This window comes from Caenispirillum salinarum (assembly GCF_044803115.1).
Classification (GTDB): Bacteria; Pseudomonadota; Alphaproteobacteria; order Rhodospirillales; family Rhodospirillaceae; genus Caenispirillum; species Caenispirillum salinarum_A.
The window spans coordinates 4,037,013-4,056,948 of record NZ_CP085224.1; the positions used below are offsets into that span (position 1 = coordinate 4,037,013).

General features: G+C 70.2%; 22 protein-coding genes. 12 read left to right on the plus strand and 10 right to left on the minus strand.

What is annotated here, in order from left to right; translation table 11 throughout:
* Nucleotides 1-199: 199 nt before the first annotated feature.
* The 3 genes from LG334_RS18515 to LG334_RS18525 are packed head-to-tail and all read left to right on the plus strand — an operon-like array spanning nucleotide 200 to nucleotide 2,440.
* On the plus strand, nucleotides 200-1,498 hold the full coding sequence (locus LG334_RS18515) for a pilus assembly protein TadG-related protein (protein ID WP_404380280.1): 1,299 nt from the start codon (nucleotides 200-202) through the stop codon (nucleotides 1,496-1,498).
* Nucleotides 1,499-1,509: 11 nt separating this feature from the next.
* Complete coding sequence (locus LG334_RS18520; RefSeq protein WP_404380282.1) at nucleotides 1,510-2,001, plus strand: TadE/TadG family type IV pilus assembly protein; 492 nt, start codon at nucleotides 1,510-1,512, stop codon at nucleotides 1,999-2,001.
* Complete coding sequence (locus LG334_RS18525; RefSeq protein ID WP_404380284.1) at nucleotides 1,985-2,440, plus strand: TadE/TadG family type IV pilus assembly protein; 456 nt, start codon at nucleotides 1,985-1,987, stop codon at nucleotides 2,438-2,440. The genes LG334_RS18520 and LG334_RS18525 overlap by 17 nt, the downstream gene beginning before the upstream one ends.
* A 237-nt stretch (nucleotides 2,441-2,677) precedes the next feature.
* Here LG334_RS18525 and LG334_RS18530 read toward each other — a convergent pair whose 3' ends face one another.
* The 8 genes from LG334_RS18530 to LG334_RS18565 form a co-directional block, all read right to left on the minus strand.
* Nucleotides 2,678-3,469 (minus strand): SDR family NAD(P)-dependent oxidoreductase, encoded by a 792-nt coding sequence (locus tag LG334_RS18530; RefSeq protein WP_404380286.1) that lies wholly within the window; start codon nucleotides 3,467-3,469, stop codon nucleotides 2,678-2,680.
* A 64-nt stretch (nucleotides 3,470-3,533) separates the two neighbouring features.
* Nucleotides 3,534-4,790, minus strand: a complete 1,257-nt coding sequence (gene arsJ, locus LG334_RS18535) for an organoarsenical effux MFS transporter ArsJ (protein WP_404380288.1) — start codon at nucleotides 4,788-4,790, stop codon at nucleotides 3,534-3,536.
* Between the two features lie 4 nt (nucleotides 4,791-4,794).
* Complete coding sequence (locus LG334_RS18540) at nucleotides 4,795-5,814, minus strand: ArsJ-associated glyceraldehyde-3-phosphate dehydrogenase (protein WP_404380290.1); 1,020 nt, start codon at nucleotides 5,812-5,814, stop codon at nucleotides 4,795-4,797.
* Nucleotides 5,811-6,863 carry an ACR3 family arsenite efflux transporter gene (gene arsB / locus LG334_RS18545; RefSeq protein ID WP_404380292.1) on the minus strand — a complete coding sequence of 351 codons (1,053 nt, stop codon included), beginning with the start codon at nucleotides 6,861-6,863 and terminating at the stop codon, nucleotides 5,811-5,813. The genes LG334_RS18540 and arsB overlap by 4 nt, the downstream gene beginning before the upstream one ends.
* Before the next feature lie 11 nt (nucleotides 6,864-6,874).
* Nucleotides 6,875-7,744 (minus strand): metalloregulator ArsR/SmtB family transcription factor, encoded by an 870-nt coding sequence (locus LG334_RS18550; RefSeq protein ID WP_404380294.1) that lies wholly within the window; start codon nucleotides 7,742-7,744, stop codon nucleotides 6,875-6,877.
* Nucleotides 7,745-7,870: 126 nt separating this feature from the next.
* Nucleotides 7,871-8,533: a hypothetical protein gene (locus LG334_RS18555; protein ID WP_404380296.1), complete on the minus strand. Its 663-nt coding sequence runs from the start codon at nucleotides 8,531-8,533 to the stop codon at nucleotides 7,871-7,873.
* A gap of 226 nt (nucleotides 8,534-8,759) precedes the next feature.
* Nucleotides 8,760-8,933, minus strand: coding sequence for a hypothetical protein (locus tag LG334_RS18560; RefSeq protein WP_404380298.1), 174 nt, complete (start codon nucleotides 8,931-8,933; stop codon nucleotides 8,760-8,762).
* 357 nt (nucleotides 8,934-9,290) lie between these two features.
* Nucleotides 9,291-9,866, minus strand: a complete 576-nt coding sequence (locus LG334_RS18565) for an MgtC/SapB family protein (RefSeq protein WP_404380300.1) — start codon at nucleotides 9,864-9,866, stop codon at nucleotides 9,291-9,293.
* Between the two features lie 140 nt (nucleotides 9,867-10,006).
* Between LG334_RS18565 and LG334_RS18570 the strand changes: the two genes are divergently transcribed.
* Nucleotides 10,007-10,876 carry an SDR family oxidoreductase gene (locus LG334_RS18570; protein WP_404380302.1) on the plus strand — a complete coding sequence of 290 codons (870 nt, stop codon included), beginning with the start codon at nucleotides 10,007-10,009 and terminating at the stop codon, nucleotides 10,874-10,876.
* A 137-nt stretch (nucleotides 10,877-11,013) separates the two neighbouring features.
* Nucleotides 11,014-11,250, plus strand: coding sequence for a hypothetical protein (locus LG334_RS18575; RefSeq protein WP_404380304.1), 237 nt, complete (start codon nucleotides 11,014-11,016; stop codon nucleotides 11,248-11,250).
* 38 nt (nucleotides 11,251-11,288) lie between these two features.
* Here LG334_RS18575 and LG334_RS18580 read toward each other — a convergent pair whose 3' ends face one another.
* The gene (locus tag LG334_RS18580) at nucleotides 11,289-12,020 is read right to left on the minus strand and encodes a CDP-alcohol phosphatidyltransferase family protein (protein ID WP_404380306.1); all 732 of its coding nucleotides are present in this window, start codon (nucleotides 12,018-12,020) and stop codon (nucleotides 11,289-11,291) included.
* An 80-nt stretch (nucleotides 12,021-12,100) separates the two neighbouring features.
* Here LG334_RS18580 and LG334_RS18585 point away from each other — a divergent pair, with 80 nt between their 5' ends.
* The 5 genes from LG334_RS18585 to LG334_RS18605 are packed head-to-tail and all read left to right on the plus strand — an operon-like array spanning nucleotide 12,101 to nucleotide 16,562.
* Nucleotides 12,101-13,084 (plus strand): zinc-binding alcohol dehydrogenase, encoded by a 984-nt coding sequence (locus LG334_RS18585; protein ID WP_404380308.1) that lies wholly within the window; start codon nucleotides 12,101-12,103, stop codon nucleotides 13,082-13,084.
* Nucleotides 13,085-13,113: 29 nt separating this feature from the next.
* Nucleotides 13,114-13,542 (plus strand): 6-pyruvoyl trahydropterin synthase family protein, encoded by a 429-nt coding sequence (locus LG334_RS18590; RefSeq protein WP_404380310.1) that lies wholly within the window; start codon nucleotides 13,114-13,116, stop codon nucleotides 13,540-13,542.
* Complete coding sequence (locus LG334_RS18595) at nucleotides 13,539-14,591, plus strand: glycosyltransferase family 4 protein (RefSeq protein ID WP_404380312.1); 1,053 nt, start codon at nucleotides 13,539-13,541, stop codon at nucleotides 14,589-14,591. Before LG334_RS18590 ends, LG334_RS18595 begins: the two co-directional genes overlap by 4 nt.
* Complete coding sequence (locus tag LG334_RS18600) at nucleotides 14,588-15,526, plus strand: class I SAM-dependent methyltransferase (RefSeq protein WP_404380314.1); 939 nt, start codon at nucleotides 14,588-14,590, stop codon at nucleotides 15,524-15,526. Before LG334_RS18595 ends, LG334_RS18600 begins: the two co-directional genes overlap by 4 nt.
* A 19-nt stretch (nucleotides 15,527-15,545) precedes the next feature.
* Nucleotides 15,546-16,562: a lysylphosphatidylglycerol synthase transmembrane domain-containing protein gene (locus LG334_RS18605; RefSeq protein WP_404380316.1), complete on the plus strand. Its 1,017-nt coding sequence runs from the start codon at nucleotides 15,546-15,548 to the stop codon at nucleotides 16,560-16,562.
* Here the strand turns inward: LG334_RS18605 and LG334_RS18610 are convergent.
* Entirely contained in the window at nucleotides 16,502-17,389 is an 888-nt protein-coding gene (locus LG334_RS18610; RefSeq protein ID WP_404380318.1) for a RibD family protein, read from the minus strand. The two genes, LG334_RS18605 and LG334_RS18610, sit on opposite strands and share 61 nt — an antisense overlap.
* A 300-nt stretch (nucleotides 17,390-17,689) precedes the next feature.
* Here LG334_RS18610 and LG334_RS18615 point away from each other — a divergent pair, with 300 nt between their 5' ends.
* On the plus strand, nucleotides 17,690-19,222 hold the full coding sequence (locus LG334_RS18615) for a cation:proton antiporter (RefSeq protein ID WP_404380320.1): 1,533 nt from the start codon (nucleotides 17,690-17,692) through the stop codon (nucleotides 19,220-19,222).
* Entirely contained in the window at nucleotides 19,215-19,829 is a 615-nt protein-coding gene (locus LG334_RS18620; protein ID WP_404380322.1) for a ribonuclease HII, read from the plus strand. The genes LG334_RS18615 and LG334_RS18620 overlap by 8 nt, the downstream gene beginning before the upstream one ends.
* Nucleotides 19,830-19,936 lie beyond the last annotated feature (107 nt).

The window sequence follows — 19,936 nt, forward strand, 5'->3', positions numbered from 1 at the left end:
GTGTCCTCAAGCGGGTTCAAAGCACCGGGTTAACGGGCCGACACCGCTGTGTCAACGCAGCCGAGTCGCGCGGCTCAAGTGAATCTTAAGAATGATCTGCTATGACGTACGTCATAGGCTGGTTGCCTTTACCCGGCCATTATGGGTAGAGCCCGGAAACCGGGAAAGGCAGTCCGCCCGCAGAACGAGGATCAGGGTCATGTCCCGCCGCGCCCCGAAGAACCTGGCCGCTCTCGTCCGCCGCATCCGGTCCCTGCCCGCCGACCGGCAGGGTTCGGTCGCGATCATGGTGGGGCTGGCCTTCCCGGTACTGGCGGGCATGGGTTTCCTGGCCGTGGACGTGGGCGCCTGGTACTGGGAGCGCCGCAACCTTCAGACCGCCGCCGATGCCGCCGCCCTGTCCGGCGCCTTCGCCCAGTTCGACGGACTGGACGCCGAGGCCGCCGCCACCGCCGACGCCGCATCCAACGGCTTCGACTCGGTCAACGGAACGATCACCGTTGGCGCCCCGGCCTCGGGCACGGGCGCGGGCGACCCAGGCGCGGTAGAGGTCGTGCTGACCCAGCCCCTGCCCCTGTTCTACGCCCAGGTGATGGGCGAGACCGACGCCAGCGTCACCGTCTCCGCCCGCGCCACCATGGCCGAGGTGGGCGAATATTGCGTGCTGGGCCTGGACCGCAACAACCCGAACACGGTGGAGGTCACGGGCAACGGCAGCATGCTCATGACCTGCGGCGTGGCGGTCAACAGCATCAGCGACAGCGCGCTTTACCTGGGCGGCTCGGCCACCATCGAAGCCACGACCGCCAGCGTCACCGGCGGGATCGAGATCAACGGCAGCCCCACCACCACCTGGACGGAGGGCCCGCCGCTGACCGGCCGCCAGCCGGTCAAGGACCCGTACGAGCACCTCGACGCCCCTCCCCCCGGCGCCTGCGAAGCCAGCAACCTGACCGTCTCGCCCTCGGACTCGGTGGTGCTGGACGCCGGAAGCGACGGCACCATGACGGTCTGCGGCGGCATCGACGTGAAGGGCACCCTGCACTTCACGCCCGGCACCTACATCCTGGACGGCGGCGAGTTCAGGGCCAATTCGGGCGCCGTCATCACCGGCGACGACGTGACGCTTATCTTCACCGGCCAGGGAACCGACTACGCGACCGTGAACATCAACGGCGGGGCAGAGGTGGACCTGCGCGCGCCCACCAGCGGCGCGTGGGAGGATATCGTCCTGTTCCAGGACCCGGACGCGCCGTCGTCCAAGAACGGCTCTGTGATCTCCAACACGCTGAACGGCACCGGCTCGCTGAACCTGGAGGGGGTGGTGTATTTCCCGTCGCAGAAGGTGGACGTGATCGGTACCGGCGACAGCACCAACGGCTGCATGAACCTGGTGGCCCTGCAGGTGTCGTTCTCCGGCAACTCGGCGGTGGTCAACTCCTGCCCTACCCGCGACCTGAAGAAGATCTCCGCCTACAAGGTCACGTTGATCCAGTAACGGAGGACCCGATGAGCACCCGCCCCGCCCGCCTGCTGTCCGCATTCACGACCGTCGCCGCCCGCGCGCTCGGGCCGGCGCGGCGCATGCTGGCGGACACGCGCGGCGCCGGTGCGGTGGAGATGGCGCTGACCGCGCCCATGCTGCTGCTCATGCTGGTGACCTTCGTCGACCTGGGGATGGCCTACCAGCACCGCACCACCCTGGAAAGTGCGGCGCGGGCCGGGGCGCAGCGGGCGATCATCGACTACATGGACACCGCCGCCATCACCGCCACCACCACCGCCGCGCTGCCCGACGCCACGGGCGCGACGGTGGGGGTCGGCACCACGCTGGAGTGCGGCGGCACCGTGGTGGCCGCGGGATCATGGTGCGCCGACGGCACCTTCCCGGCGACCTACGTCACCGTGTCCGTCACCCAGCCGGTCCAGACGCCGCTCGGCTTCCTGGACCTCGCGACCCTGATCGATGCCGATGGAGTGGCCCGTGTGCGCGTCAACTGATACGCCCCGGCGCGGCCGCTTCCTGGCGCGCCTGCACCCCCGACGCATCCGGCGCGACCAGGACGGCGGCGCCGCCATCGAGTTCGCGCTTTTGCTGCCGCCGTTCTTCCTCATGCTCTATGCCCTGATCGAGCTGGGCCGCGCCATGTGGAACTTCAACACACTGCAACTGGTGGCCGACGAGGCCTCGCGCTGGGCCTCCGTCCGCCCCGCCGCCACGGCCGAGGACGTCCGCACCGCCGCCCTGCCCATGGGCGTCGGCCTCAAGGAAGACGACCTGCTGCTCACGGTCGCGCGCCAGGGACCCGATGCCGCCGGGGTGACGACGGTCAACGTGACGCTGACCTACACCTTCCGCCCCGTCGCCTTCCTGGGCGCGGGCGGCGTGGAATGGCAGATGGGTGCGCGCGGCACCATGCCCGTCATCGAGAACAATTGAGGCGGTGTGCGCCGATTCTGCCGGGGTGCGAGAATAGCCACAAAGGCACGAAGTACACCAAGAGGGTGTGCTGATGGGGACGTCGTGCTTTCGGTGGTGAAGGCGGAGCGATTTCGCGGCGAAGCCGCCGACTCCATTCTTGCCGAGGTGCCGGCGGTTGATCCGCGTTCTCCCGGTTTCTTGGTGTACTTTGTGTCTTAGTGGCTATCCCGCACGCCGCCACCGGAGCCTGCGCGCTCACCCCATGAACTGCCCGCCGTTGATCTCCAGCACCTGCCCCGTCACGTAGCCGCTGAGCGCGTCGGACGCCAGGAACAGGTAGGACGGCGCGCAGTCCTCGGGCGTGCCCAGTCGGCCCAGCGGGATGGCTTTGGCCGTCGCCGCCAGCTTCTCGGCGCTGGAGTAGCGCGCATGGAAATCGGTGTCGATGGTGCCCGGCGAGACCGCGTTGACCCGGATGCCGCGCGGTGCCAGTTCCCGCGCCAGGCTGCGGGTGTGGGTCGCGACGAAGGCCTTGGCGGCAGAATACAGCGACGATCCGGGGCTGCCGCCGGTGCGGGCGGAGATGGACACCGTGTTGACGATGGCTCCGCCGGCGCCGGTCGCCAGCAGGTCCTCCAGCGCCGCACACAGCAGCACCACAGACCGCGCGTTCAGGTCCACGACGCGATGGTAGTGGGCGGCGTCCACCTCTCCCGAAGGAATGCGACCGAGCATGGTGCCGGCGTTGTTGACCAGCACCGAGAGACCGCCGGGAAACGCCTCACGCGCGGCGACGGCGAGCGTCTCGACGCCCTTTTCCTCCGCCAGGTCGGCGGTGACGGTGGTCAGGCGGCCCGCCTGGCTGAGCGGCAGGGTTTCCCGCCACTGGGCGGCGTGGTCGTCGGTGCGGCCCACATGCGCCAGCACCTCCGCCCCCGTCGCCAGGAACATTTGCGCCACCGCCGCCCCGATTCCCCGGCCGGCACCGGTCACCAGAACGTTGGCGCCGGAAAACAGGTCGTCGCGGAAGGGCATGGCGGGCGTCATGGCGCGGGCTCCCAAGGTGGAGAAGGAACTGAGCCCTCCACCATGACAGCCGCGCGCCCGCGCCTCAACCGGCCCGTTCGGGCTCCGCCGCAAGGGTGGGCAGGGCCAGCGTCACCAGGAACGACACGGCCAGCATGGCCGCGCTGGCCCAAAGCGTCGCCGTCAGCCCGGCAAGCTGGTAGATGACGCCCGACGCCAGCGTGCCGCCCAGGCGCCCGACGGCGTTGGCCATGTAGTAGAAGCCGACGTTCATGGCGACCTTGTCGGCATCCGAATATGCCACGATCAGGTAGCTGTGCACCGACGAGTTCACGGCGAAAACCGCCCCGAACACCAGCAGCCCGCCGATGAGAACAGCGGCGCTGTCGCCCCCCGTCAGGCCCAGCGCGCCGGGGGTCATGGCGGCCGCGATGGCGGCGGGGATCAGCGCCAGGACACCGGCCCAGACCCGCGCGGCGCGGGCGCCGGTGGCGGCGTCGGTGGTTCGGCGCAGAAGCTTCGGCACGCTCGCCTGCACCATGCCGTAGCCGATGACCCAGGCGGCCATGAAGGCACCGACGGCGTCGAAGTCCCATCCCAGCGTCGAATAGAGGAAGATCGGCACGCCGACGACGAACCACACGTCGCGGCTGGCGAACAGGAAGATGCGCGCGATGGACAGCAGGTTGATCTCGCGCGTCTTGGAGAACAGGTCGCGGCCCTTGATGGGGCTCTTGGCCTTGCCCATGTCCGCCTTCAGCCGCAGCAGGCTGGCGGCGAGCACAAGCGCCAGCATCCCGGCCATCACCCACAGGGCCGGCGCGAAGCCCAGCACTTCCAGCAGCAGGCCGCCCAGGAAGAACCCCAGGCCCTTCAGCGCGTTCTTCGACCCGGTCAGCAGCGCGACCCAGCGGAACAGCAGCCCCTGCCCGCCGCCGCCGGCCGCGTCCTCCTTCACCACCAGCTTGACGGCGGATTTGGAGGACATCTTGGTCAGGTCCTTGGCGACGCCCGACAGCGCCTGCGCCGTCATCACATAGGCCACCGACAGCGCCATGGTCCACGCCGGGTTCATGGCCGACAGCATGAGCAGCGCGCCGATCTGCACCGCCAGCCCGGCGAACAGGGTCAGCCGCAGGCCGAAGCGGGCGCCGATCCAACCGCCGAAGAAGTTGGTCAGGATGCCCATGCCCTCGTAGAGCAGGAACAGGAACGCCAGCTCCACCGGCGAGAACCCCAGCCGGTGGAAGTGCAGCAGCACCAGCATCCGCAGGGCGCCGTCGGTCAGCGTGAAGGCCCAGTAAGCGGCCGTGACCGCAGCGTAGTCGCGCACGTTCGCCATGGGGTTACAGACGCTTGCCCATCATGGCGGCCAGTTCCACCATGCGGTTCACGTAGCCCCATTCGTTGTCGTACCAGGCATAGACCTTCACCTGCCGCTTGTTGACCACCATGGTCGACGGCCCGTCGATGATGGTGGAGCGCGGATCGTCGGTGAAGTCGGTGGAGACCAGCGGCCGGCCCTCGAACCCCAGGATATCCTTCAGCGGCCCCGCCTCGGCGGCGGCCTGGAACAGGGCGTTGACCTCGTCGGCCGTGGTGTCGCGGGCGACCTCGAACACGCAGTCGGTCAAGGATGCATTGAGCAGCGGCACCCGCACCGCATGGCCGTTCAGCTTGCCCTTCAGCTCCGGGTAGATCAGCGCGATGGCCGTCGCCGAGCCGGTCGTGGTCGGGATCAGCGCATTGAGGGCCGAGCGCGCCCGGCGCAGGTCCTTGTGCGGCGCATCCACGATCACCTGCGTGTTGGTGACGTCGTGGATGGTGGTGATGGAGCCGTGGACGATGCCGATGTTCTCGTGGATCACCTTCACCACCGGCGCCAGGCAGTTGGTGGTGCAGGATGCCGCCGTCACCAGGTGGTGGCGGTCGGGGTCGTAGAGGTCGTGGTTCACGCCCATGACCACGTTCAACGCGCGCTCGTCCTTCACCGGCGCGGCGACGATCACCTTGCGGATGCCGCGGTCGAGATAGGGGTGGAGGCTTTCCGGCGTGCGGAAGGCGCCGGAGCATTCCAGCACCATGTCCACCTCGTCGCCCGTCCAGGGAATGTCCGCCGGGCTGGCGGCGTCGGAGAACGCCCACCGCTGCCCCTCCACCGTGATGCCGTCGACGTCGTGGCCGATGGCGCGGGGCCAGCGGCGGTGGACGGTGTCGAACTCCAGCAGGTGCGCCGCCGTCTCGGGCCCGCCCTTGATCTCGTTGACGGCGACGATCTCCAGGCCGCTGTCCGGCTCGTCCACCAGGACCCGCGCGGCAAGGCGCCCCATGCGGCCGAAGCCGTTGATACCGATGCGTATGGTCACGATGTCTTTTCCTTTGCCGTCGCGGCGGTCCGCCGCTCGTACCAGCCTTTCGTCGCGTTGGTGATGCGCACCGCCGTCAGCATGACCGGCACCTCCACCAGCACGCCGACCACGGTGGCCAGCGCCGCGCCGCTCTCGAAGCCGAACAGGCCGATGGCCGTCGCCACCGCCAGTTCAAAGAAGTTGGACGCGGCGATCAGCGACGACGGCGCCGCCACGCAATGGGCCTCGCCGCTCCACCAGTTCAGCAGGTAGGAAAAGCCCCAGATGAAGAAGACCTGAATGATGATGGGCACCGCCAGCAGCGCGATAATCAGCGGCTGGTCGATGATCTGCTCCCCCTGGAAGCCGAACAGCAGCACCAGCGTCAGCAGCAGCGCGCCGATGGAGACCGGCCCCAGGCGGTCCAGCGTGCGCTTCAGCGCCGGCTCGCCGCCGCGCGCCAGGATGGCCCGGCGCCACAGGTTGGCGGCGATCACCGGCACCACGACGAACAGCACGACCGAGATCAGCAGCGTTTCCCACGGCACGATGATGCTGGACAGGCCCAGCAGCAGGGCGACGATGGGCGCGAAGGCGAACACCATGATGGTGTCGTTCAGCGCGATCTGGCTGAGCGTGAAGTGCGGCTCGCCGTTGGTCAGGTGGCTCCAGACGAACACCATCGCCGTGCAGGGCGCCGCCCCCAGGATGATCAGCCCGGCGATGTAGCTGTCGATCTGGGCTTCCGGCAGCCACGGGCGGAACAGCCAGCCGATGAACAGCCAGCCCAGCAACGCCATGCTGAAGGGCTTCACCGCCCAGTTGGCGAACACCGTGATGCCGACGCCGCGCCAGTGCTCCCGCACCCGCGTCAGGGCGCGGAAGTCCACCTTCAGCAGCATGGGCACGATCATGGCCCAGATGAGCACGGCGACGGGCAGGTTGACCTGCGCCACCTCCAGCCGGCCCAGCGCCTGGAAGGGCGCGGGCGCCAGCGTACCCAGGCCGACGCCGGCGACGATGCACAGCGCGACCCAGACCGACAGATACCGTTCGAAGAACCCCAATTCGCGCCCCCTCAGGCCACGTCGGCGGAAGACGGATTGCCGGCGTCCATGCCGCCGATCTCGTCCAGGCGCTTTTGCAGGGTCAGCTTGTCCAGCGACCGCAGCGGCAGGGCACAGAAGACGCTGATCCGGTTGGTCAGCATCCGGAAGGTGTCGGCGAAGGCGAGCGCCCGCTGGCGCGCATCACCCTCGAGGGCCACGGGGTCCGGCACGCCCCAATGCGCCGTCAGGGGCTGGCCGGGCCACGCCGGACAGGTCTCGCCGGCCGCGTCATCGCAGACGGTGAAGACGAAGTCCATCACCGGCGCGCCGTCCTTGGCAAACTCGTCCCAGCTCTTGGACCGCAGGTGCCCGGTGGGATAGTTGTTGCGGACCAGCAGGGTCATGGCCTCCGGCGCGATTTCGCCGCGGGGGGCGCTTCCGGCGGAAAAGGTGCGGAAGCGGCCCTGTCCCTCGCGCTGGAGAATGCATTCGGCCATGATGCTGCGGGCCGAATTGCCAGTACACAGAAACAGCACGTTGTAGACCTTGTCGGGCGCGAGGCTCATGGCGCTCCCCTCCTTGCCGGTGCGGTCGAGACAAAGCTCCGGCCTGTGGCCGCAGCAGGTTTCCATGAGGAAGGCCGCCAGGGCCTCTCCCGCCAGCGCGCTGGCGGTATAGACCGTCGTCCGCCCCTCCCGCCGGCTCTCCACCAGCCCCGCCTGACGCAGGTCGCGCAGGTGGAAGGACAGCGTCGGCTTCGGCAATCCCAACGCCGCCGCAAGGTCACCGTGGGTCATGCCGGGCGCGCCCGCTTCCAGCAGGCGGCGCCACGCGGACAGGCGGGCCTCGCTGGACAGGGCGGACAACAGGGCTGCGGCGTGGCGGTTGCTCATCGTCATGAGATGACTATTCCAGAATTCCAAACCTGTTTCAAATGACAATTCGGCGACCGCGTCACGACAAAGGGCCCGTCGGCGCGGTGCCGACGGGCCCTGATATACGGCCAAAGCCGTGCGTCGCGCGGTTTACTCGGTCGGCTCGGGCTCCTCGTACTCGGGCATTTCGGCGATCTGGTCGCCGCTCATGGGGACGACGACGGTTTCCCCGTCGACCCGCAGGTCCCGGGGCATCATGGCGTACTGCTTGCTGCCAAGACCCAGGAAGCCGCCGCGCTCGATAATCACAAGGGTCTGCCCGTCGGGACCGGCGATGACCGTGGAGATCTCGCCCAGTTCCTCTCCGGTGTCGGACATGAGGGGCGTGCCCACGTACTGGGTCCAGTCCACCTGCTCGGCGGCACCGCCCGAACCGGTGGTGTCCTCGGCGCTCGCTGTGGCGGGCGTGTCCCCGGCGGCGGGTTCGGCTTCCGCCATGCCCGCCTCGGCGGGCGGCTCGTCCTCGGCCGCGCCCGCATCCTCGGCGGCCTGCTCCTCGTCGGCCGTGGCGGGTTCGCCCTCGGTCATGCCGGTCTCGGCCGCCTGATCGTCCGGCCCCTCGGTCACGCCGGTCTCGGCCGCCTGCTCGCTCATGCCGGCATCGTCGGCGGCCTGCTCGGGCATCTGCTCGGTCTGCTCGGCCGCGGCTTCGGTTCCGGCGGCCTCGGTCTTGGGAGTCTCATCGGCGGCCAGGGCCGGCAGTCCGATGCCAAGCGCCAGGATCGCGGCGGCACTCGTCAACATTCTTGGCATGGGTCGGTCCTCCTGAGTGTCTGCGGAAAGCGGACTTGCCCCGCTCTGCAATTCACCGAATCAACGACGCCGCAGTCCCGTCGTTCCCCAAGACGAGCCGGACACAAATATTTCACAGCGCCGGCCGGTCTTTTCGCAGAGGCCCTCAGCCATCGGAGGGGGACGGACACGAAAACGGCCGCCGGTGGGTCCGGCGGCCGTTCCGCGACGGGCACGAAAATCAATGCTACAGGCGGTCGCTCAGGTCGATTTCGCCCGGCTTGGCGTGGCCCTCGGCAACAGCGATGGCCGCGGCCTTCAGGGTGTAAAGCTCCAGCGCCCGGTCGCTGTCGGGCTTGGTGACGCGGCGCTCAAGGCGGCCGATGCGGGTCAGAAGTGCGGAATAATCGCGCGTATTCATGAGAAGTGCCTCCGTCTTCGTCAAATCCCGGGCGCCGAACCTTGGCCGGCCTGTTGCGCCCTCTTTTGCCTGACCAACGGCCGAGCCGAATTGTCTGTTGCGTGACTGTTTACGGACAAAGGCACGGGCCGGACCATCACCAGGCGCCGGGCTGACGGAAAAATCCCGGGCGTTCCGCGAAGGAAGCGCCCGGGCTCAGGTACAGGGAGGGGCCCCTGGGGGGATGACAGGGGCTGGAGGAAGCGTCCGAGCAGGGAAGCAACAGGACCCTTCACCGCACATACGCCGTGCAAAGACGGCCCGTTCTCGGCGCCGTTCAATTTTTTGTGGCATTTCGACGCCACCACAACAGTGCTCTCATTTCTTGGGCTTGAGCGGGAAGTTGCTCTTGGCGCTGTCAGTGCCGTGGGCCTCCTCGCGCCGTCGTTTCCGTTCGAGGGCGTGGCGCCCGCCCGGCGTGCGCTTGCTCAGGGGACGGATGACCCTGTGCTCCAGTTCATTGACCAGGATCAGCACGACCAGCCCCATGATCGTGCACATGGCGGCCACAACGTAGTGCCCGGAGCCCGATGCCGCGCCGATGGCGCCCGCCAGCCAGATGGAGGCGCCGGTGGTCATGCCCTCGACGCTGCCGCTCTGCTGGATGATCGTGCCGGCGCCCAGGAAGGCCACGCCGGTCACCACGGCCTCCACCACGCGCACGGGGTCGGGACGCCCCCCTTCGTCCACCGCGTCCAGGAACAGTTCGCGCGCCAGCACGGCAAACGTGGCCGAAGCCAGCGCCACCAGGATGTGGGTGCGCAGGCCGGCCGGCTTGTGCAGCCATTCGCGGTTCAGCCCGACCAGTCCGCCGAAAAGGATGGCGATGCCCAGGCGCGCGGCGATCTCGGTCAGGGTCAGGTGGGTCTGGAACTTGTCGTAGAGTGCTTCCATCAGTTGGCGACGTCCAAGGGTATCCGGGTAGAGCCCGAACGCGCCTTTTCCGCCGCTGGTTGCCGCCGCGCAACGGCAGTGTCGGCAGCAACGTTGCGCCGGAAAGCCTCTTCCCGTTCAAGCCGAGGGACCCTACCGCCATGGCAGAAACGCCGCTCCCCAAGCAGCAGCAGGACCAGCCCGGCACCCGCGACGAAATGACACCCAAGCCGCGCGCCGAGATGACAGGCTACAAGGGCGCGGCCAAGCTGGAGGGCCTGCGCGCCCTGGTCACCGGCGGCGACAGCGGCATCGGCCGCGCCACCGCCATCGGCTTCGCCAAGGAAGGCGCCGACGTCTTCATCGCCTACAAGGAGGAGCACGCCGACGCCGAGGAAACGGCCCGCCTGGTGCGCGAAACGGGCCGGGCCTGCCACCTCAAGGCCGGCGACATCGGCGCCGAAGCCTTCTGCCACGACCTGGTGGACGAGGCCATCGCGGCGCTGGGGGGCCTGGACATCCTGGTCAACAATGCGGGCGAGCAGCATTCGGTGGGCAGCTTCGACGAGATCACCCACGAGCAGGTGGAGCGCACGTTCCACACCAACGTCATCAGCATGTTCGACATCATCAAGGCCGCCCTGCCCGCGCTGCGCGACAGCGCCAAGGCGGGCCGGCGGCCGTCGATCATCAATTCGACGTCCGTCACGGCCTACCGCGGGTCGGGCCACCTGATCGACTACGCGGCGACCAAGGGCGCCATCACCGCCCTGACGCGGTCGCTGGCCAAGAACCTGGCCGACGAGGGAATCCGGGTGAACGGCGTGGCGCCGGGGCCGGTGTGGACGCCCCTGATCCCCGCCAGCTTCGACCCCGACCACCTGCAGCACTTCGGCGAGAAGACCGCCATGGGCCGGCCCGGCGAACCCGACGAGGTGGCGCCGAGCTACATCTTCCTGGCCTCCGGTGATGCCGCGTTCATGACCGGGCAGGTGCTGCATCCCAACGGCGGCGAGGTGGTCAACACCTGACCCGGAGCACCGATCCGCAACCAGGAGGGCTCGCGTAGCGTGACTCACGCAAGCGGCCCATCCGCCGCACCGGCACAACCGGACGGAGAAGTTCCATGGTTGCCAACACCCCGAAGTCCGATGGCAGGACCCGTCGCATGCTCTTCAAGATCTGGGTCGGACTGGCCATCATCGGCGGCCTGTTCATCATGATCGGCGGTCCCATCGCCGAGCGCCACGTGGGCCACGACATCATCGCCATGGCCGACATCGCCACCGTCCTTTTCCTCACCATTACGGGGCTGGGTTGGCTGGTCTACATGGTCATGACCAAACGCAGGACCGGCACCAACACCGGCGAGCGCGACGGCGACACCCGCACGCCCACGCGATGAGCAGATGAGCACAGGCCGGCTTGCGCAAAGGCCCTGCATCAGGACCGGCCATTTTCCGCAAGCTTCACCAGCCACGCGACGTCGGCGGCGAAGGAATACACCAGCAGCGCCAGCGCCGCCGCAACGGCCGGCAAGGCGACCTCGGGCGGGATGACGGGCACGACGACCACCGACAGCGTGCCAACCATCAGTGCGCAGGCGAACCGGCGGCGGTTGCTTGGCGGAAGCTCGGTCTTCAGCTTCGGCCAAAAAGCACTTGCACCGATGAAGGCATAGCGCAGCAGGCCCGCCGCCAGCACCCAGGCTCCCGCCTTGTCGAGCCGCCAGACCAGCGCCGCCAGCACCAGGGTGACGAAGGCGTCCAGTTCCATGTCGAAGCGTGCGCCGAACGCGCTGTCGACGCCGGCGCGCCGGGCAATCCAGCCGTCCACACCGTCCAGGATGAAGGCGCCGATCGCCAGCACCGCCAGGAACCACTCCAGCCGCGCGTCCGCCAACACCCCCGGCGCCAAGGCCAGGGCCGCCGACAGCACGGCGGTGGCGGACAGGCGCACCAGCGTCACCGCATTGGCGGGTCCGAAGCGGTCGCCGGGCAGGTGGTCGGGCAGCACGGCCAGGATGAGGGGCACCGCCGCCAGGTAGACCGCCGCGCCAGTCACCGGAAAGCGCACCGGCAGGTCCAGCGCCGCCGTCGGCATAGCCAGCAGTACCGCCAGCAGCACGAATCCCGCCGCCAGGTGCCACAGGACATCGCGGACGGTCGCGCTCATGATTGCGGTGCTCCGAAAGCCGGTGTCGCCGCGTAGAACCTCGACATGCTCCCGTTTCCTCCTCTATCCTGATGGACCCGATGCCCACCGACGCAAGCCACAGCACCGCCTTCTGGACCGTCGCCCCCGGCCGCGGCGACCTGCGGCGCGAGCCCCTGCCCGCGCCCGGCGCGGACGAGGCGCTGGTGACGACCCTGTATTCGGGAGTCAGCCGCGGGACGGAAAGCCTGGTCTTTCATGGCCGCGTGCCGGAAAGCCAGTGGCAGTCCATGCGCGCGCCGCTTCAGGTGGGTTATTTTAACTTTCCCGTCAAATATGGATACGCTTCCGTCGGCCGCGTGGACCAGGGACCGCCGGAACTGGCCGGCCGGACCGTCTTCTGTCTGCATCCGCACCAGGACCGCTACGTCGCCCCCGCCGCCATGCTGGTGCCCCTGCCCGACGGACTGCCGCCGGCCCGCGCGGTGCTGGGCGCCAACATGGAGACCGCCGTCAACGGCCTGTGGGACGCCGGCCCGCGCCTGGGCGACCGCATCGCGGTGCTGGGCGCGGGCGTGGTCGGGGCGCTGACGGCGTGGCTCGCCGCCCGCATCCCCGGCACCCGCGTCACGCTCTGCGACATCGAGCCGGCCCGCGCCGACTTGGCGGCGGCGCTCGGCCTGGACTTCGCCGCACCGGCCGAGGCGCCCGCCGACGCCGACCTGGTGGTGGAGGCCTCCGGCGCCCCCGACGCCCTGGCGACGGCGCTGGGGCTGGCGGGGTACGAGGCGACGGTGCTCTGCCTGTCATGGTACGGCGATGCCGCCGTGCCCCTGCCGCTGGGGGAAGCCTTCCACAGCCGCCGCCTGCGCCTGCTCAGCAGCCAGGTGGGCGGGGTCTCGCCGGCGCGCCGGGCCCGCCGCACCCACGCCCAGCGCATGGCGACGGCGCTGGAGTTGCTCACCGATCCGGCCCTGGAGGCGTTGATCTCGGGCGAGAGCCGGTTTTCCGACCTGCCGGAGACCATGCCGCGCCTCACCGCGCCCGGTTCGGGCGCGCTCTGCCACCGCATCGTCTACGACTGACCGCACAACCACAGGAGACCGCGACGCCGATGTACAGCGTCACCGTTCGCGACCATTTCATGATCGCCCACAGCTTCACCGGCGAGACCTTCGGCCCCGCGCAGGCCCTGCACGGCGCCACCTACACGGTGGACCTGGAATTCCGCCGGCCGCGCCTGGACCCGGACGGCGTGGTGGTCGACATCGGCGCCGCCCACGCGCTGCTGAAGGATGTCCTGTCGGAGCTGAACTTCCGCAATCTGGACGACGAGCCGTCCTTCGCGGGGCAGAACACCACCACCGAGTTCCTGGCCGGTGCGGTGTTCGAACGCATCGCCCGCCACGTCCACGACGGTGCCCTGGGCGCCAACGCGGAAGGGCTGACGGGCATGAAGGTCACCCTGCACGAAAGCCACGTCGCCTGGGCCGCCTTCGAGGGGCTGCTGAACGGCGCCGCGCCGGGCCCGGAGGCGGAATGACCCTGCATTTCGTCCTGCCTGGCAGCATCGACCGCCAGACCGGCGGCACCATCTATGACCGGCGCGTGGTCGAGGGTCTGCGCGCGCGCGGCATGGCGGTGCAGGTGCACGAGCTTCCCGACCGCTTCCCCATTCCCGACGCCGCCGACCTGAAGGCCGCCGACGATCTTCTGGCGTCCCTGCCGGACGGCGCGGCGGCGGTGGTCGACGGTCTGGCGTTCGGCGCCATGCCCGAAGCCGCCACCGCCCACGCCGGGCGGCTGCGGCTGGTGGCCCTGGTGCATCATCCGCTGGCGCTGGAGACCGGCCTCTCGTCCGACGCCGCCGCCCGCCTGCGCACCAGCGAGACGGTGGCGCTGAAGGCCGCCCGCCGGGTGATCGTCACCAGCCCGGTGACGCGCGACAGCCTGGTGCGCGACTTCGGCGTGCCGGCCGAGGCCTGCGCCGTCGTCGCCCCCGGCACCGACCGCGCCGAGGTGGCGGCCGGCTCCGGCGAGGAAACGCAGGATCTGGCGCTGCTCAGCGTCGGCTCGCTGATCCCGCGCAAGGGCCACGACGTGCTCATCGAGGCCCTGGCCCCGCTCGCCGGCCGCCCCTGGCATTTGACCGTCGCCGGGCCGGGCGAACACGATCCCGCCACCGCGCAGGCCCTGCGCGACCTGATCGCCGCCCGCGGGCTGGACGACCGGGTGACGCTGACCGGCGCCCTGCCGCCGGACCGCCTGGACCGGGCTTATGCCGACGCGGACGTCTTCGTGCTGGCCTCCCACTACGAAGGCTTCGGCATGGTGCTGACCGAGGCGCTGGCCCGCGGGCTGCCCATCGTCTCCACCACCGGCGGCGCCATTCCCGCCACCGTACCCGAAGGCGCCGGCTTGCTGGTGCCGCCGGGCGATGCCGTGGCGCTGGGACAGGCGCTCGCCCGCGTGATGGACGAGCCCGCCCTGCGCCGGCGCCTCCGCGACGGCGCAATGGCCGCCCGCGACGCCCTGCCCGACTGGACCGACACCACCGACCGCTTCGCCGCCGCCCTGGAGGTTTCCCGATGACCGCCCCCGCCGCCGCCGACACGCCCGCGCCGTCGTCCGCGCCCGAGCCTCCGTCGGGGGGCTTCTCCACCGACTGGCTGTCCCTGCGCGAGCCGCTGGACCTGGAGGCCCGCCCGGTGGCGCTGGTCCAGCGCCTGGCCTCGCGCCTGCCGACCGGGCGGCCGCTGACCATCGTGGACCTGGGCTGCGGCACCGGCTCCAACCTGCGCGCGCTGGCCCCGACGCTGGACGCGCGCCAGACCTGGCACGTCATCGACAACGATCCGGTGCTTCTGTCCGACCTCGCCCACCGCATCCGCCCCTGGGCCGAGAATCAGGGCCTGGTGCAGCGTTGGGAGAACGCCGACGAGACGGTCCTGAGCCTGGACGACGAAGCCGAGCGGTTCCGCTACCGCATCGTGCTGGAGGTTCAGGATCTGGCCGAAACGGTGTCCTCCCTGAACTTCTCAGGGCACGACCTGGTGACCAGCGCGGCGCTCATGGACCTGGTCTCGCGCGAGTGGGTGAAGACCCTGGTCGACCACGTCGTGGGGGCCGGCGCGCTGACCTACTTCGCCCTGACCTACAACGGCGAGATGCGGTGGACGCCGGTGGACCCCATGGACGACGAAATCCTGGCCCTGTTCAACCGCCACCAGCGCGGTGACAAGGGCTTCGGGCCGGCGATGGGTCCGGACGCGCCGCAGGTGATGGCGGACCTGTTCACCGCCGCCGGCTACAGCGTGACCACCGAGCCCAGCGACTGGGACGCCGCGCCCGACGCCCGAGGCTTCCAGCGGACCATGGCGCGCGGCATCGCCGCCGCCGCGGCCGAACTGGCGCCGTCGGAAAAGCAGCCGCGCGTGCGCCAGTGGCTCGACCGCCGCCTGCAGGCCATCGAGGACGGCCACAGCCGCCTGCGAGTCGGCCACGGCGACCTGCTGGCGCATCCCTGAGCCGCGGCCGGACGACACCATGAACAAGAGCCGGAAACGCGCTCTGGGCGCCCTGCGCCTGGCCGCCACCGCGGCGGTGCTGGGTATAGTCGCCTACTTCCTGGATACCCGCGCCATCATCGACAAGCTGGCGGGGGTGCGGCCCGAGTGGCTGGTGGCGGCCCTGGCCGCCGCCATGCCCCACTATGTGTTCTCGGCCCTGCGCTGGCGCTACATGACGCGCCGGTTCGGTGGCGACCTGAGCCTGAAGCGCGCCGTGCCGGAATACTTTCTGGCGGTGCTGCTCAACCAGACCCTGCCCGGCGGGGTTCCCGGCGATCTGGTCCGCGCCTGGCGCGACAGGGGCCGCGCCAGCGGCAATGGCAACGGCAACGGCAACGGCAACGGGAATGGTTATGGGAATGGCAATGGGAATGGCGGGAACAGCCGTCTCGGGCGCCACACCGAGGGGCTTGGCGCCGCCGCGCGCGGCGTGCTGTTCGAGCGCGCCTCGGGCCAGATCACGCTGGTCCTGGTGGCGCTTGTTGGCGTGCTGACGCTGCCGGGCACCATCCGCGACAACCTGCCGCTGTGGGCATTCGCGCTCGTACCGCTTGGCCTGGCAGCGGTTGTTGGGGCGACGATGCTGGTGCTGCGCCGGCTGGAGGCAGGCTCCCGCACCGGCGACAAGCCGGGGCGTGTCCTCCGGTTCCTGCGCGACGGGCGGCGGGTGCTGTTCGGGCCGCGCCACTTCGTCATGCACGTACTGTATTCGCTGCCGGTGGTGGCGAGCTTCCTCGGCACCTTCTACCTGGCCGGCAAGGCCATCGGGATCACCCTGGACCCGGTGCTGGCGATTTCGGCCGTGCCCATCGTGCTGTTGTCCATGACCGTACCCGTCACGGTCGGCGGCTGGGGCGTGCGCGAGGGCGCCGCCGCCGCCCTGTGGGCCGTGGTCGGGCTGCCGGCCTCGGAGGGCGTGGCGATCAGCGTGCTTTACGGGGTGGTGATCCTGCTGTCGGCATCGCCGGGCGCGCTGGTCCTGCTCAGGCGCTGATGCCGCGCCGCGTCCCGGTGGGCGGGCGTGAGCACGCAGTCGAACAGCATGTCCCGCCCCATGGGCAGCCAGCGGCCGGCGGGGCGCAGGGCGTCGTCAACGTGCTCGACGGGCGGAAGGGTGACGGCGGGAATGCCGGACCCCAGCAGCAGCGGCGCCACGCAGACCTGCAGCCGGTCCAGAACGCCGGCGCCCAGGAAGGCGGAGACCAGTCGCCCGCCTCCCTCCACGAACACCCGCGCCAGTCCGCGCTCCCGCAGGGCCGCGACCACTGCCGCAGGGCGGGCGTGTCCCTCTTCGTCCGCCGCCACCGTCACCGCGTCGATCCCCGGGGGCGCCGCCGGCCCCTGGGGCGTGCGCACCAGAAGCGTCGGCGCGGCATGGTCGGTGAACACGCCGAGCCCCTCGTCCAGCGGTCCGCGGCCGGCGATGATGACGCGGGTCGGCGAGGCGCCCTGCACCCGCCGCGTGGTCAGCCGGGGATCATCGGCCCGCGCCGTGCCGGCGCCCACCACCACCGCATCGGCCAGCGCCCGCAGGCGGTGCATGTGGTCGATGTTGGGCGCGTCGTTGATGGTGTGCGAATGCCCGCCGGAGCACGCGATGCGGCCGTCCAGGCTCTGCCCCAGGTGGCCGAGCACGAAGGCCGGCGCCGCCGCCAGCGGCAGGTAGAGATCCAGGAACGCGGCGACCTCGGGCGATGGCGCGCGGTTGGCGGCCCAGCCGCCGCCCGGATGGACGGTGACGTGCTCTGCGGTATGGCTCGCCTCCGGGCCGGCGTGAACCGCCAGGATGAGCCGCCAGGCGGCGTCGATGTCGAGCGTCATGGTGGCCCGTCCCCTCCGTCAGGCTTCTTCCTCCCCGTCAAACGTTCGCGCGGCGGCGGGCGTTTCGGGCATCTTGCCTGGATACGCGGTTGCGACGCCAATGGATGATGCCGCCCCGGCGGATCCCACGCGCCGATGATCGAAATCATCGACGCTGCGTTCAAGCGCCACGCAGGCTCACGCGCCAAAGGGCGCGGTACACCAGTCGGCCTTGGGGGACGACTGGTGTACGGCTTCATGTGTCGTCCGGTATCACATCCGCGTTCCACCCGGCGCTTGCCTGCGCTACGCTCGCGCCCCATGGAGACAGAAGCCGCAAGCGCCGCCGCCCATGCCGCCCATGTGGACGTCACGGGCATCGCCCTCACCGCCCTGGCCGCCATGGCCTGCGGGCTGTTGATGCATCTGCTGAAGCAGCCGGCGATCGTGGGATACATCATCGCCGGCGTGCTGCTCGGCCCCTCGGCGCTGGGGCTGGTGGAGGACCGGGAGTCCGTCGCCCTCCTCGCCGAGTTGGGCGTGCTGATGCTGCTGTTCATCATCGGCCTCGAGCTGTCGGTCAAGAAGTTCATGACCGTGTGGAAGCAGGCCCTGGTCACCACCCTGTTGCAGGTCGGCGGCAGCGTCGGCGTGATGCTGCTGATGTACCGCTTCGCCGGCTGGGACCTGGGCATGTCGGTGCTGCTGGGGTTCGCCGTGGCCCTGTCGTCCACCGCCGTCGTCATCAAGCTGCTGGAGCAGTCCGGCGAGTCCGAAACCCCGGCCGGCCGGCTAACCATCGGCATCCTCATCGCCCAGGACATGGCCGTGGTGCCCATGATGCTGGCGCTGTCCATGCTGAGCGCGCCGGAGCAGGTCAGCTACCTGGACGGCGCCCGCATCGCCGCCGCTGTGCTGATCCTGGCCGGGCTGATCTGGCTGCTCTTGCGCCGCGAGGTCAAGCTGCCCTTTGCCCGCACCATCGCCGCCCACGGCGACCTGGCGCCGCTGGCGGCCTTCGGCCTGTGCTTCGGCGGGGCCGCGGCCTCGGGTCTGCTCGGCCTGTCGGCGGGCTACGGCGCCTTCCTGGCTGGGCTGGTGCTGGGCAACAGTTCCATCGGCAGCCGCATGATCCACGCCGCCCACCCCATCCAGAGCCTGCTGCTGATGGTATTCTTCCTGTCCGTCGGGCTGCTGCTGGACCTGGACTACGTCTGGGACAACCTGGGCGCGGTGCTGGCGGTGCTGCTGTGGGTGACGCTGTTCAAGACGGTGCTGAACCTGGGCGCCCTGCGGCTTCTGCGCACGCCATGGCCGGAAGCCTTCCTGGCCGGCGTGGCGCTGGCGCAGATCGGGGAATTCTCGTTCCTGCTCTCCAGCCAGGGGGCGGCGCTGGGCCTGCTGGACCCGCAGGAGGCGCAGTTCGTCGTCGCCGTCACCGTTCTCAGCCTGATGTTCAGCCCGCTGTGGCTCGCGACCCTGCGGCGCCTGGGCGGCGGCCTCGCGCGGCGGCGCCGCATGAAGACCCTGGGCGCGGTGCTGGACACCGTCTACGGCCCTGAGGCGCGCAAGGTGGGCTGGGTCTCCCACGCCGCCGTGAGCCGCCTGCGCGGCCGCCCCGCCCCGCCGCCGCCGCTTGAGCCCGCCGAGCCGCCGCCGGAACCGGCCGCCGAGCCCATGCCCGCCATGGAGGCCGAGCCCGCCGAGGAACCCCTTGCGCCGGCGCCGGCGGAGGCGTATGACACCGCCCCCGACCAACCGCCGCTCGAGCAGGAACCCGCCACCGTGGCCGACACGGACAAGACCGCCGACGCCGGCGAAACCGCCGACACGGACCGCACCCGCGATGCCTGACTTCCAGCTGGAATGGGCCGAGACGGGCGTGGTCTGCGGCATCGACGAGGCCGGGCGCGGGCCGCTGGCCGGGCCGGTGGTCGCCGCCGCCGTCATCCTGGACCGCGCCTGCGTGCCCGAGGCCCTGGTCGAGGGCCTCAACGACAGCAAGAAGCTGACCGCGAACAAGCGGGAAGAGCTGCTGGCGGTGCTGGAAACCTGCGGCGCCGCCGCCATCGGCATCGGCCAGGCGGACGTGGCGGAGATCGACACCCACAACATCCTGCGCGCCACTCACATGGCCATGGACCGCGCCTGCGGCGCGCTCGGGCGCGCGGTGGACGTCGCCCTGGTCGACGGCAACCAGCCGCCCAGCCTGTCCCTGGAGTGCGCGGTGCGGACCGTGGTCGGCGGCGACGGACTCAGCCTGTCCATCGCCGCGGCCTCCATCGTCGCCAAGGTGACGCGCGACCGCATCATGGCGGCGCTGGCGGCGGACTTTCCCCACTACGGCTGGGAACGCAACGCCGGCTACGGCACCGCCGAACACCGGGCCGCCATGCTCGAACACGGGGTCTGCATGCACCACCGCCGGTCCTTCGCACCGGTGCGCGAGCTGTGCGCGTGACACTTTTACAAAGCCTGTGGCCGATGGGACACAGGCGCTAGATCATGGAGTCGCGCCCCCAGGCGACTCACAAGATCATGTGGCAGGACTCCTGCCGAGTCGCTTTT

Coding starts and splice junctions, on each gene's coding strand:
- LG334_RS18620 (WP_404380322.1), top strand. CDS start 19,215: ATGCCTGACTTCCAGCTGGAATGGGCCGAGACGGGCGTGGTCTGCGGC.
- LG334_RS18605 (WP_404380316.1), top strand. CDS start 15,546: ATGAACAAGAGCCGGAAACGCGCTCTGGGCGCCCTGCGCCTGGCCGCC.
- LG334_RS18555 (WP_404380296.1), bottom strand. CDS start 8,533: ATGCCAAGAATGTTGACGAGTGCCGCCGCGATCCTGGCGCTTGGCATC.
- LG334_RS18550 (WP_404380294.1), bottom strand. CDS start 7,744: ATGACGATGAGCAACCGCCACGCCGCAGCCCTGTTGTCCGCCCTGTCC.
- LG334_RS18585 (WP_404380308.1), top strand. CDS start 12,101: ATGCCCACCGACGCAAGCCACAGCACCGCCTTCTGGACCGTCGCCCCC.
- LG334_RS18615 (WP_404380320.1), top strand. CDS start 17,690: ATGGAGACAGAAGCCGCAAGCGCCGCCGCCCATGCCGCCCATGTGGAC.
- LG334_RS18580 (WP_404380306.1), bottom strand. CDS start 12,020: ATGAGCGCGACCGTCCGCGATGTCCTGTGGCACCTGGCGGCGGGATTC.
- LG334_RS18520 (WP_404380282.1), top strand. CDS start 1,510: ATGAGCACCCGCCCCGCCCGCCTGCTGTCCGCATTCACGACCGTCGCC.
- LG334_RS18590 (WP_404380310.1), top strand. CDS start 13,114: ATGTACAGCGTCACCGTTCGCGACCATTTCATGATCGCCCACAGCTTC.
- LG334_RS18595 (WP_404380312.1), top strand. CDS start 13,539: ATGACCCTGCATTTCGTCCTGCCTGGCAGCATCGACCGCCAGACCGGC.
- LG334_RS18570 (WP_404380302.1), top strand. CDS start 10,007: ATGGCAGAAACGCCGCTCCCCAAGCAGCAGCAGGACCAGCCCGGCACC.
- LG334_RS18575 (WP_404380304.1), top strand. CDS start 11,014: ATGCTCTTCAAGATCTGGGTCGGACTGGCCATCATCGGCGGCCTGTTC.
- LG334_RS18515 (WP_404380280.1), top strand. CDS start 200: ATGTCCCGCCGCGCCCCGAAGAACCTGGCCGCTCTCGTCCGCCGCATC.
- LG334_RS18610 (WP_404380318.1), bottom strand. CDS start 17,389: ATGACGCTCGACATCGACGCCGCCTGGCGGCTCATCCTGGCGGTTCAC.
- LG334_RS18530 (WP_404380286.1), bottom strand. CDS start 3,469: ATGACGCCCGCCATGCCCTTCCGCGACGACCTGTTTTCCGGCGCCAAC.
- arsJ (WP_404380288.1), bottom strand. CDS start 4,790: ATGGCGAACGTGCGCGACTACGCTGCGGTCACGGCCGCTTACTGGGCC.
- LG334_RS18560 (WP_404380298.1), bottom strand. CDS start 8,933: ATGAATACGCGCGATTATTCCGCACTTCTGACCCGCATCGGCCGCCTT.
- LG334_RS18600 (WP_404380314.1), top strand. CDS start 14,588: ATGACCGCCCCCGCCGCCGCCGACACGCCCGCGCCGTCGTCCGCGCCC.
- LG334_RS18565 (WP_404380300.1), bottom strand. CDS start 9,866: ATGGAAGCACTCTACGACAAGTTCCAGACCCACCTGACCCTGACCGAG.